The 11,999-nt window shown below is 56.0% G+C and carries 11 protein-coding genes; 3 read left to right on the forward strand and 8 right to left on the reverse strand.

Features of this window, described 5'->3' with window-relative positions; translation table 11 throughout:
* The 8 genes from KTJ78_RS11875 to KTJ78_RS11910 form a co-directional block, all read right to left on the reverse strand.
* A partial coding sequence (locus tag KTJ78_RS11875; protein ID WP_369808088.1) for an LGFP repeat-containing protein occupies window positions 1–1,099 on the reverse strand: 1,099 nt, incomplete at its 3' end.
* 302 nt (window positions 1,100–1,401) lie between these two features.
* Window positions 1,402–2,145, reverse strand: coding sequence for an ABC transporter ATP-binding protein (locus KTJ78_RS11880; RefSeq protein ID WP_217136125.1), 744 nt, complete (start codon window positions 2,143–2,145; stop codon window positions 1,402–1,404).
* A gap of 10 nt (window positions 2,146–2,155) precedes the next feature.
* Window positions 2,156–3,022, reverse strand: a complete 867-nt coding sequence (locus KTJ78_RS11885) for an ABC transporter permease (RefSeq protein WP_369808089.1) — start codon at window positions 3,020–3,022, stop codon at window positions 2,156–2,158.
* Between the two features lie 10 nt (window positions 3,023–3,032).
* Window positions 3,033–3,755 carry an acyl-ACP--UDP-N-acetylglucosamine O-acyltransferase family protein gene (locus tag KTJ78_RS11890; protein WP_217136064.1) on the reverse strand — a complete coding sequence of 241 codons (723 nt, stop codon included), beginning with the start codon at window positions 3,753–3,755 and terminating at the stop codon, window positions 3,033–3,035.
* 1 nt (window position 3,756) lies between these two features.
* A complete protein-coding gene (locus KTJ78_RS11895; RefSeq protein ID WP_217136065.1) occupies window positions 3,757–4,743 on the reverse strand; it encodes a Gfo/Idh/MocA family protein in 987 nt (328 codons plus the stop codon).
* Complete coding sequence (locus tag KTJ78_RS11900; RefSeq protein WP_217136067.1) at window positions 4,740–6,695, reverse strand: DUF6541 family protein; 1,956 nt, start codon at window positions 6,693–6,695, stop codon at window positions 4,740–4,742. Before KTJ78_RS11900 ends, KTJ78_RS11895 begins: the two co-directional genes overlap by 4 nt.
* Window positions 6,692–7,060, reverse strand: coding sequence for a DUF2304 domain-containing protein (locus KTJ78_RS11905; RefSeq protein ID WP_217136069.1), 369 nt, complete (start codon window positions 7,058–7,060; stop codon window positions 6,692–6,694). Before KTJ78_RS11905 ends, KTJ78_RS11900 begins: the two co-directional genes overlap by 4 nt.
* Window positions 7,061–7,068: 8 nt before the next feature.
* Window positions 7,069–7,773, reverse strand: a complete 705-nt coding sequence (locus KTJ78_RS11910) for a glycosyltransferase family 2 protein (RefSeq protein ID WP_217136071.1) — start codon at window positions 7,771–7,773, stop codon at window positions 7,069–7,071.
* 122 nt (window positions 7,774–7,895) lie between these two features.
* Between KTJ78_RS11910 and KTJ78_RS11915 the strand changes: the two genes are divergently transcribed.
* The 3 genes from KTJ78_RS11915 (at window position 7,896) to KTJ78_RS11925 (ending at window position 11,996) form a co-directional block, all read left to right on the forward strand.
* The gene (locus tag KTJ78_RS11915) at window positions 7,896–9,008 is read left to right on the forward strand and encodes a DegT/DnrJ/EryC1/StrS family aminotransferase (RefSeq protein WP_217136072.1); all 1,113 of its coding nucleotides are present in this window, start codon (window positions 7,896–7,898) and stop codon (window positions 9,006–9,008) included.
* Window positions 9,009–9,081: 73 nt separating this feature from the next.
* Window positions 9,082–10,860 carry an ABC transporter ATP-binding protein gene (locus KTJ78_RS11920; RefSeq protein ID WP_217136074.1) on the forward strand — a complete coding sequence of 593 codons (1,779 nt, stop codon included), beginning with the start codon at window positions 9,082–9,084 and terminating at the stop codon, window positions 10,858–10,860.
* A 14-nt stretch (window positions 10,861–10,874) separates the two neighbouring features.
* Window positions 10,875–11,996 (forward strand): glycosyltransferase family protein, encoded by a 1,122-nt coding sequence (locus tag KTJ78_RS11925; RefSeq protein ID WP_217136076.1) that lies wholly within the window; start codon window positions 10,875–10,877, stop codon window positions 11,994–11,996.
* Window positions 11,997–11,999: the final 3 nt, after the last annotated feature.

An 11,999-nucleotide genomic window follows, 5' to 3' on the forward strand; every position in this document is an offset into this window, starting at 1 on the left:
CTACGCCGATGGGGAGGCCGATTTGGCTGGTTGGGCCGCCTTGTTTGTTGTAGAGATTACGTATTCCACCTTGGACGACTGAAGTGCCGGTTACTTGACTTCGGTAAGCTGTTCCATTCTGGAACTCTTGCTTGGATACCCCGTTCGAGAGCGTTTCTGCTCCTACAGGAAGCCCTAGATAGCTCGATGGGCCGCCAGCATTATTATAAAAAGTTCGGATAGCGCCGTTGACACCTGCTGCACCAGAAGCTTTACTCCAGTACAAAGTTCCAGTGGAGAAGTCTTGTACCAGGTAGCCATTGATGCGTCGAGGCTCGCTAATCGGCGTTCCGTATACTCCTCGCTCGCTGCCTTCAGCGCGGTAGAAAGAAGCAAGTTCTGGGGCAACATCATAACCGGTAGGTGAACCGAACCATTTCGAATAGAACATAAAGAAGTTTCGGTTTCCATATGTAGAACAGCTGTTGCCAGTGCCCCATTGCGCATTGAGGGCTGCCTGGTTGGGCCGGTAAGGCGTATAAATATATAGTGCAGCCGTGGCAGCGTTCTCAATGTAGACCTGTGAGGTGCCGCATGAGACGTTGGGGTGCCACTGGATCGAATTCGTTTGGTAAGCCTTGTAGCGGTACCGGCCGGGGTTTTTCTTGTAAAACTGGTACTGCCACGCTGCGCTATAGACCTGATTAAAGAATCCATAAAAGTTTTCGTCACAGTTCGCGCTGTTGCCTGGACCTGAATCTGGGCATGCGTAGCCCATTGCCTTGTTGAACTGTGCAACCGTTGGCCATTCGTCAGTAACCAGTGACTGTTCTTTCTCAAGCATGATCAAGAGCACTCGCTGGCTGATACCGCAGGCTTTACCGACCTTAGTGATGATCTGAGCGGCTGTTTCGTTCTTTGCGCCAACGTACGCTGAGCAGTACGCGTTTGCTTGCTCAGAGGTTGTCGTTTGTTTGTAGCCGTTCAAGCAGTTAGAAGCAAACTTGGTTGGCCCTCCCCAAACGGCTGGGTCGCCTGGTTTACGGCCTGGCTGACCGATGGTGCACTTGCCACCTTTCACCGTCGCATTGAGAAAATTTTGAACTTCTGCGGCGGTCATAGCATTGCCATTGTAAAAGTTCGCGTCTGAGATGATGTTGCCCGGTTTGAAGTCACGGGCATCGGCTGCCTGCGCAGTGCTGGCTGTGTGCGTAATGAAGAGTGCTACGAGGGTTATCGATAGCAGCGCTGCGACAAGTAAGCGAGCAGGCTTCCTCAGAGAAAGTTTCTCAACATTTTTCAAACTACGTCCCCCAACGTCTGCACAGATACAGAAGATTCTACCGATTTAAGAGCAGCATGGGCGGCTTGTGTGGAAAGCGGGAGAGAAGTGAGCCGTTTTGCAGGAAGAAAGGAGGTGAGCTATTTCTTTTTAGGAGTAACGAACTCTGCTGCCTCGTCGATAGGGCCATCGAAAACGATTTTGCCCTTCTTCAATACGATGCCACGTTCGCAGAGCTCTTTGACCGTGCCAACATTGTGGCTCACAACGAACATGGTTTTGCCCGATTGGCTGAGCTCTTTCATCTTGGCGTTACACTTTTCACGGAAAGCAGCGTCGCCGACAGAGAGGATCTCGTCGACGAGCAAGATGTCGAGTTCAGTGTGAACAGCAACTGAAAAGCCGAGGCGTGAGTACATGCCAGAGCTGTAACGTTTTACCTCGGTATCGATGAACTCTCCGATACCTGCAAACTCGAGAATGTCGTTAAGCCGCTCATCGGTTTCTTCTTTTGACATTCCGAGGATGGCTGCGTTGAGATACACGTTGTCTCGGCCAGTGAGGTTCGGGTGAAAGCCGGCCCCCACCTCAAGCAATCCAGCGACTCGGCCGCGGGTGCGCACCCAGCCGGCATCGGGTCGCTGCACGCCCGAGATGAGCTTGAGCGTGGTCGATTTGCCCGAGCCGTTATGGCCGAGGAGCGCAACTGATTGCCCGGTTGGCACTTCGAACGAGACATTATCGAGGGCGCGGAAAGGGGTGTAGTTCGATTTCCCCTTGATTAGCGAGATGAACGACTCTTTCATTGAGCCAGAGTGCCGAATATCAAACTCTTTGACGACATCGTGAACGACAATCGCAGGCTTGTTCTCGGCTGCTGGCATTGCTGGGGTATCAGAGGTGTTGTGCAAAGGTGCCCTCCGCCTTTCGGAATACGAGCTGGCCGATGAGTAGTGAGATGAGACCGAGTCCTAGCGCGGCACCTGAGTACATCAGTAGGTTTGGGGCGAGATTCGGGCTATCTGCCGTGGGAGCCCAGAACGCGTAGTGAAAGAGTTCTACAGCCGCGGTGACCGGGTTGCTCATGTAAATATGAAAAAGCCAGGCAGGGAAGGCACTGTGCACCATGCTCCACACATAGAGCACAGGAGAGCCCCACGTCGAGAACATCAGAATGAGGTCGACGATGTTGCGTGAGTCGCGGTGCTTGACATTGATCGCACCGAAGAACAGGCCAAGGCCGAGGCTCCAAATCACAAGGATGATGATCGCTGCAAAGAATGCGAGAATCTGCAACCAAGAAATCGTGAAGCCAAAGAAGAGCGAGACGATAATAAGAATTGCTACCTGTGGCAAGAAATGTACGATCGCGACGCCCACAGCAGCGACAGGGAACAACTCTCGAGGTAGGAAGATCTTTTTCACAAGGGAACTGTTATCAACGATCGCGCTCGTTGTGTTCCTGAAGATCTCGCTGAAGAGGTTAACGACGATCAGGCCAGAGAAGAGGTAGAGCGGGAAGTTTGAGACATCGCGCGTGACCTTGAGGAAGAGCCCAAACACCATCCAATACATGCAGAATTGGGCGAAGGGCCTGACATATGACCAAGCCCAGCCGAGGGCTGAGCCGTAATACCTTGTCTTGATGCCCTTCTTGACGATGAGCGTCATGAGGTATGGGTCATTGAAAACGCTGAGTAGGCCGTGGCTCTTGCCAGGGGTTCTGTACTCGGGGTCTATTAATGCTGGGTGCTGTGACACGTTGGCCATTCTACTGATGCTTCATTTTCATTGGCTGAGTCGGTTTGGCTTCGCGCCATTCAGCAACAAAAACTGAGAGAGGCTCGAGCGCTGATGGCGTTGTCTCCAACGAGGTTCCCTGAGACTCGTAGTGCGAAAGGAGCGAAGCTGCGACCTCGTCAATGATGCCTAAGCGCTGCAGGCCGACAGCGTTTACTCCGGCAACGCGAGCCGGTGAGCCGTAGGCCTTGGCAAACGGGGGAACATCAGCGGTCACGGGAGTTCCCATGCCGACCATTGCTCCGGAAGCAATGACACGGCGCTGGTGAACTGAAGCGTTCATTCCGAGGTTTGCTCGGCTGCCGATGGTGCAGTGGCCGCCGATGCTTACGCCTGCCGAGATGGTCGTTGCATCTCCGACCAGGACATCGTGTGCAAGGTAGGCGCGGTTGAGCACCCAGCAGTCAGAACCGATGGTCGTAGACCGGTGCGAGCCCTGGTGCACGACTGCGCCTTCGCGAATAACGGTACGGTCGCCAATGACAACCCCGGCATGGAGAAGATCGCCAGACCAGGCAGCGTTTTGGGGCAGCGAAGAGATCTCCGGTGGGGCACCGATTTGGGCGCCAGGGCCGATCCACACTCCGTCACCAATAGTGCAAGGGCCAAGAATGACGGCGTAGGGGCCGACGGTGACATCTGCGCCGAGGGTGACGCCATCGCCAATAAACGCGAGGGGGCTGATACCGGTCATGCTAGTTAAGCTCGATCGACTCGCCTGATTTGCCCGAAGCGATTGCTGCTTCGGCGACGCGCAGGGTCTCGAGGCCTTCTCGGAGCGTCACCGCGGTGTCGCGCACCCCGAGAATCGCGTCGCGGAATGCCTCATGTTCGTTGCGAAGCGGCTCACGCTTCTCGAGGGCAAAACGGGTGACGGTTCCCTCGCTCACTCCTCGGAACGTGGTGACTGCGTCCCAGCCGCTCTCGAGCGTTCCGTTTTCGAAGTAGGTGAGATCGGCGGTGAGCGTGTCGGCAACATATGCGCCGCGTTCGCCGGTGACCACGGTCAGGCGCTCTTTGAAGGGAGTGAGCCAGTTGACGAGGTGGTTGACCATGATGCCGTTGGTCAGTGTGCCGGTGATCGAGACCATGTCTTCGTGTTCGCGACCACTACGATAGGTCGTGTTTGCCGAGATACGTTCGTAAGGCGCCTGCGCAACCCAAGAGGTGAGATCGATGTCGTGACTACCCAGGTCTTTCACGACGCCGACGTCTGCGATGCGCGCGGGAAAAGGGCCCTGACGGCGGGTGTGAACCTGGTACACCTCGCCGAGGTCGCCGTTAGCGATGCGTTCGCGCATGCTCATGAGCGCAGGGTTGAAACGTTCAACGTGGCCGACTGCAGCAAAGACGCCCGCCTTGTCGAACGCCTCGACGAGGCGCTCTGCGGCGGGAAGGTCATGCGCGACGGGTTTCTCGATGAGAGCGTGTTTTCCGGCCGCTGCCAGCTTGAGCCCGATCTCTTCGTGGAATTGAGTGGGAACAGCGACAACTGCGGCATCAATACCAGCATTGATGAGGCCTTCTACCGAGTCGAACATGGGGGTGGCGCCTGCAACATCATGCGGATCACCCATCGCGTCTGCTACCGCAACGAGCTCGACGCCATCAATTTCGCGCAGAACACGCGCGTGGTGGCGGCCCATCATGCCAAGGCCGATCAGTCCGATTTTGATGGTCATTGCTGTTCCTTCCAATTGCAACCGGTGATTTCATAGAGTACCGCGTCGCCTTCTCGATCAACTTGAGTGAGACCGGGAGCCACGGTGACGCCACTTATTTCGGCGAGCTCTTCTCGGACCTCTTGCGTCTTAAAGACGTAGTCCTCACCGAAGTCGAGCACGTAGCGTGCGCCGATTGTATCGGCGGCGGCACACGCGGAGGGGTCGGCTCGAGTGATGCCCTGATAAGCCTGCCAAGTGCTCTCAGGAAAGCTGCCTGCGGCATGAGGAAGTGCCACATGCCGTTCAGCAATGGCGTACGCGAGTGCGCCACCATTCCAAGGGTTAACGAGGAGCATGTCGTCAGGCGAGACGTGCTCATCGAGACGTTCGAGCAGCGTGAGCTCGTCGAGGCTGAGAAGGGGGGCTGAGTCTTCGGTCGAAGCGTACTTTGCTTCAATATAGCGAGAGACCCCGTACAACGAAGTTCCCGCGAGCGCCAGGCCGCCAATTGCAACAAACGTCACCCATGTGGGTGCAAGAGCTTTGCCAGAGGCGCCGGCGAATGCCAAGAAACGAATAGCAGCTGGTCGCAGCGCATCGAGCACCAGCTTGCCGCCAAGCACCGCAAAGGGCAGCAGCGCAAGTGGAACGATTGCTGCGAGTCTCCAGGGGTCTGAGTACCAGGGGGAGAGGAACAATTCGCGAATGGGTCCTGGCGTGAAACCCTCAGCGAGTACATAAAAGCCGAGTACGAGCACGAGAGCGATGACGTATGGCATGAGTGTGCGCCTGAAGCACACCGCTAGGAGCCCCAAGAGTACGAAACACGTGACGACCCAGTTATGGCCGTCTAAGCGCGGTGCGGTGCCGAACGCTTCAATGACGGCTCCGAACGGCCCCTGAGAGCCGCCCCAGTCATTCAGTGAGGTGCGCCCGAACCGCCAGAACGCGACGCCAGCCGCGAGCGAGGCAGCCAGCATAGACACCCCGATAATGCGTGAGAGCGCAGAATGGTGGTGTTTGAAACGGGTCACGCACCATACGATGACGAAACCAATTGAGAGCAAGAAGGACGCGTGGAGCGCATTCGGATGTGTGAGCGTCGCTGATCCGAGAGCGCCAATAAGGAGAAGCACAGTGGCCGTTGCATTGAGAACATCGGTGCGTCGTGCCCGGGCTGTATCGCTGAGCTTGGCAATCGCGATCAGGACATACGGCAAGAGAGACATCGAAAGAAGATTCGGGTACAGCACTCCGAAGCCGGCGAGGCTAAGGGGGAGTGACGGGAAAACGGCAGCGAAGACGCCTGCAGAGAGAGTCCCGTTGCCCCCGGGCCCTACAACTGCGCGCCCTAGCCCCACAGCGCCCACTGCCCAGACAAAAGAAACACTTGCGAAGAGGGTCGCGTTTGTGGCGAGCGGAACGCTTGCGCCAGTCAACTGAGCGACCAGCGCGACGAGTGAGTGCCATACAGTCGGGTAGAAGCTGGGGTTGCCTGGAGCGGCGAGGTCCATCGCCAGGGGCGAAGCGTTCTGGGTCTCGATGATGAGCTGAACTGCGTTCAGATGAAAGATCGCGTCGTAGGTCTGAGAGACTGCTGCGGGGCCTGGGAGCGCTTTTGCGAGAGCGTAAGCAGTGATGCCTCCGGCAAAGGCAGCAGCAGCCAGCGGAAGCCACAACGCATTCGGTCGGCTTGCTGGAAGTCGCGATTGCGAATGATGCCGGGTCGTGATGCGCAGGACGATTCCAAGTGGAAGGGCAACACAGAGCGGGATGAGTAGTGACCAGCTAAGTCCCAACAAAGGGGCTGCGATTGCGCTGACGGCGAGCGTAGCAAACGATGCCGGAACAATGACAATGAGCCCAGCGAACCCCCGAGCTCTGAGCCCCCAGGCATACGGAAAGCCCAGAACGCAGATGAGGGCAATAGCCACCAACAAGGGAGGCAGGAGTGCGAGCCACTGGATCATGCGTTGGGGCCTACGCCAGAATCATCGAGGCGTTCATTCAACCGTGCTTCCATGAGTGCGACAGATCGGGCGAGTTCTGTGACTCTCGCATCGGAGCGCGCCTTTGCGCGCATTGTTGAAACGGCAAAGAGCATCGAGACGATGACGAACACATACAGCAAGAGGTCAGCGCCGCGGCCAATACCGAGGAAGTGTGCAATCAGCGTTAAGAGGTCAGGGAAAAGAATGGCCACGATCGCTGCGGCAGCTGCGATGAGGGCGAAAAGCCGTTTCATCGCGAGTGAACGCTCGCCTTTAACGAAGGTCATGGAAAAAACGGCGATACCGAGTACCCCGATGATGAGCAGCAGCTGAAAAAACGTCATAGTCTCGCCTATCGGATAAAGAGATCAACGAGAATGTTGATCGAGTTGAGAAGCGACTGGCCTTTGGCTTTGGAATAGTCGGTGTACAACACCTCTACGGGCTGCTCTGCATAGGGCAGCCCTGTGCGCCCGAGCTGCACAATGATCTCAGTGCCGTGAGCCATGCGGTCTTGGCGCAGGTTGATTCGCTCCAGCGCGTCGCGTCGAATAACTCGCAGCCCGTTATGCGCGTCGGTGAGCTTGGTGCGGGTGAGGAGGTTGGTGACCGCAACCGCCGTTTTTAGCACGATCTTCTTCATGAACCCGGGGTCGGTGCGGTCATCAAGGAAACGGGAACCAAAAACGATTGCGAGGTCTTCTTCTTTTGCGCGTGCAACCATAAGGAGCGCGTCTTCGGTCCTGTGCTGACCGTCGGCGTCGAACGTCACCACGTATTTGGCGCCGTGTTGAAGCGCGAATGTGAAGCCTGTCTGCAAAGCAGCGCCTTGCCCCAGGTTGATGGGGTGCTGCACTACTGTTGCTCCGGCTTCACGAGCAACCTGTGCCGAGCCGTCGGTCGAGCCGTCGTCGATACAAACCACGTGAACGAAGTCTTCGATGAGCCTCGAAACGACGCTGCCGATAACGGTTGCTTCGTTAAAGAGAGGTACGACGACCCAGGTATCGAGGTGCTGCTGTTTGTGCCCCTCGGCCTCGGTAGATTGAAATCTCATAGGGCCATTCTCTCAGAGCGAAGACGTAAAGCTTGCAGGAAGTCGCCGTACTCGGGCAATAAGCTAGGAAAACCGGATAATCTTGGCGTGGGTTTCAAGATAAAACTGAAATGAGGATCTTCATGTCTGCCGCTTTTATTCCCCCAGCGAAGCCGATCATCGGAGACGAAGAGCGCGCCGCCGTCGACCGGGTGCTGACCTCAGGCATGGTTGCGCAGGGTCCTGAAGTAGCCGCTTTTGAGCAGGAATTTGCTGATCACTTTGCGCTTGCTCGTTCTGTTGTCGCCGTCAACTCTGGTACCAGTGGCCAGCACCTAGGGCTTCTAGCGAGTGGAGTTGGTCCCGGAGACGAAATCATTGTTCCCTCGTTCACCTTCGCGGCTACCGGTAACACCGTTGCTCTGTCAGGTGCGACACCGGTATTTGTTGATATTGAACCAGATTTCTTCTCCCTCTCGCCTGAGGCAGTACGTACCGCAATCACACCGAGGACGAAGGGAATCATGCCCGTTCACCTCTACGGTCACCCTTTCCTTGTTGACGAGATCGAGACGATTGCAAAGGAGCATGGTCTAGCGATCTACGAAGATGCTGCGCAGGCACACGGGGCGAGCTGGAACGGGCGCCCGGTGGGTAGCTTCGGAGACTTTGCGATGTTTAGCCTTTACCCCACGAAGAATATGACTTCGGGCGAGGGAGGCATGGTCGCTTGTGCTACTGACGAGATTGCACGCAATATGCGGCTGCTGCGTAACCAGGGTATGGAAACTCGGTACGCCAACGAAGTTATTGGGTTTAACACCCGTATGACTGACATTCACGCTGCAATCGGAAGGGTGCAGCTCACCAAGGTTGACGCTTGGACCGCCGAAAGGCAGCGCAATGCCGCTGCTCTTGATGCAGGGCTTGCCGGCATTGCCGGGCTGAGTACCCCTCAGGTGGCGGAGCAAGCGGTTCACGTTTACCACCAGTACACCGTTCGTATTGACGGCAACGAGCGCGATCGCGTCTCAGAAGCATTGCGTGAAGAGCATCAGGTCGGCTCAGGGGTCTACTATCCGATTCCGAATCACCGGTTGCCCTCGCTCGCTCACTTCGCGCCAAGCCTGGAGCTTCCTGAGACCGAACGCGCGGCCAGAGAAGTGCTCTCGCTCCCGGTTCACCCCTCGCTCAGCGAAGCAGACCTCGATCGTATTATTACGGCGATGCACGCGGTTATGAGTGCTGGGGCCTAGCATCGCCATCGTTCTATCGAACCAGCGACTCGAAAGAGCGACGACCATCAGAGTAACCATGGAGTTGTAAAGCGTGAAATCAATCTGGCAAACGCTGAAAGCGTTGTTCACGGTGTTACCCGACGGGTCACGGGCTTACTACATTAGGTACTCAATCGCGACGAGCTTGCTCGCAATTCTTGACACGGTCGCTCTGAGCCTCATTGTGCTTGTTGTCACTCCCCTCACAAGCGGTGACGAGATGCAATTGCCGTTCATCGGAACAGTCGGCGATGGCGCTACCGTGTGGATCGTCGTGACAATTTGTGTACTTTTTATCTCGAAAGGGATCTTCGCAGTCACTCTTCACTGGTTCGCTACCAGGCGCTTTGCTAAGTATGAGCTCGCTGTCGGTGACGCATTGTTTCGCGGTTTTACGAGGGCCAGCTGGGAAAAACGTTCGCAACTGAGCACCGCAGAAGTAACCCGTATTGTCGACAGTTCCATGGCGAATACGAACCTTGGATTTATCCTGCCTCTCTCGCAGGTGCCTGGTAACGCGCTGACTTTTCTCTCGGTCTTGAGCGTGCTGATTGTTGCCCAGCCGGTAACAGCGCTTATCGCCTTCGTGTATCTTTCGCTCTTCTCAGTGTTCATGCTCGTCGTCGTTTCGCGCCGGTCACAGTTGGCGGGTAATCAGAACCGCGAGTACGGCTATCGAGTCGCCACGATTATGACCGAAATGGTTGAGGCGCTCAAAGAAGTTGTTCTGCGCGGCAAGCTCGACGAAGTTGGCAGGGTAGTTTCTTCGAACCGTCAACATGCGACCCGTGCCAGAGCGAACATTTCATTTTTGAACGTCGTGCCGAAATATGCGTTCGAGTCAGCCCTGATTGGTGGTTTTCTTGTTGTCGGAGGGAGCGCATACCTCTTAGGCGGCATGGCAGAAGCACTCGTTGCGATCTCCTTGTTCGCAGCGACGGGCTTTCGTATGATTCCGGCAATGAACGCGGTACAGGCGAGCTTCACCACAGCCGCTGCGAACGAGGTCTATGCCAAAGACGTGATTCGTGAGCTTACTGAGCTTGAGAAGGAAGACGTTATTAAGGGACAAACAGAAGACACTGCGGTGTTGACTGCCCGGCCGAATGTTCTGACAATTTCTGATCTGCATTTTCGTTACCCTGGTAGCGACGAAGACGTTTTGCGAGGTATTAACCTCTCAGTTCCTTTCGGGTCGAGCCTCGCCGTCGTCGGCCCCTCAGGTTCGGGAAAATCGACACTCATCGATATCTTGCTCGGGCTAAGCGTTCCAACGAGCGGCACCCTCGCGATCGATGGGACCGAACTCTCTCAGACTATGGCCCAGTGGCGAGAACGAGTTGGCTACGTGCCACAGCGAGTGGCGTTGTTTGATGGTTCGATCGGCCAGAATGTTGCTTTGACATGGGAAGATGACTATGACCGTGAACGTGTGGTCGAAGCGCTCGGACGTGCGCACCTCAGCGAACTTATTGACCGGCCGGGAGGTATGGAAGCTCGCATCGGTGAACGAGGTGCATCGATCTCGGGTGGGCAGCAGCAGCGTCTGGGCATTGCGCGGGCGCTCTATGCCGACCCAATAGTTATGGTTATGGACGAAGCCACGAGTGCGTTAGACACGACCACTGAGAACAAAATCACGGAATCAATGCAGAGCTTGAAAGGTGAAGTGACCTTCATCACGGTTGCACACAGGCTCGCCACTATTCGCGACTACGACCAGGTCTGCTATCTCGCCAACGGAACTGTTCTTGGCAAGGGCAGCTTCGACGAAGTTGTTGAACAGGTTCCTGAGTTTCGGGTGCAGGCTTCTCTGGCAGGTCTCGTATGAGAACTACGAAGCCGGTGCTGCTGATTCTCTCATTCACCGATATTGCTCATGATGCGCGGGTGAAAAAGCAGGCCTTACTGTTTGCAGAACGCTATACGGTAGTGACCTGCGGCTATGGTGATCCGGTTCGTGACGACATAGAGCATATCTCTCTGAGCGTTCCTTCTCACGCGGTGAAGAAATACATCGAACCGTTCTGGGTGCGCACAAAATGCTATGGCTTTGCATTTCACGCCGACGAACGTTCAAAGCATGCGATTAATGCTCTTCGCGGACGATCCTTTGATGCCTGCATCGCGAATGAGCTTGAAACCTTAGCGGTTGCTTATCGCGTTGTTGGGCCAAAGCGTACGCTTCTTGACCTACATGAGTACTATCCCGGCCTTCGTGACGATATGCCGCTCTGGGTTCGGGTACGAAAGCCTTATCAGGTGTGGCTCATGCGCACAAAAGCACCGCTTGCGAGGGCAGTAACAACGGTCTCTGACACGATAGCCACGAGATATTTTGATGAGTTTGGGGTGCGCTGTGGGGTAGTGCGTAATGCGGCTCCGTACCGGCCTGACCTCCGCCCAGGACCTGTGGGTGATCCGATACGGCTCGTGCACTCAGGTGTCGCTGCGCCAAACCGCAGGCCTGAGGTGATGATGCGCGCTGTGGCCGAGGCCAAGACGAACATTACGCTCGATCTTTTCTTGACTCAGCAGCAGACACCATTCGGTGCTGAGCTTCGAGCCCTTGCCGACTCTCTGGGCGAGCGGGTCAGAGTGCACCCGCCAGTGCCGCATGAAGAACTTGTCGGAGTGCTGAACCAGTTCGACCTGGGGTTACATATTTTGGCTCCTACCAACACCAATAATTCGCTTGCTTTGCCTAACAAGTTCTTCGACTTCACACAGGCGCGGCTCGGCATGTTGATCGGGCCTACGAAAGATATGGTTACGCTGCTCGAAACCTATGAGTTGGGTATCGCGGCAAATGGTTTCAGTATCGAAGAAGTAGTGGAAGCTTTGAACAGGCTTACGAGCGAACAGGTTGCGCGTTGGAAGAAGAATGCGCATGAGAACGCACATGAATTGAGCGCAGAACAGCAGCAGACGCCATGGCTGGAGGGTGTTGCTCGTTTGATCGATTAAGCG

Source organism: Leucobacter chinensis (assembly GCF_019049105.1).
Classification (GTDB): Bacteria; Actinomycetota; Actinomycetes; order Actinomycetales; family Microbacteriaceae; genus Leucobacter_A; species Leucobacter_A chinensis.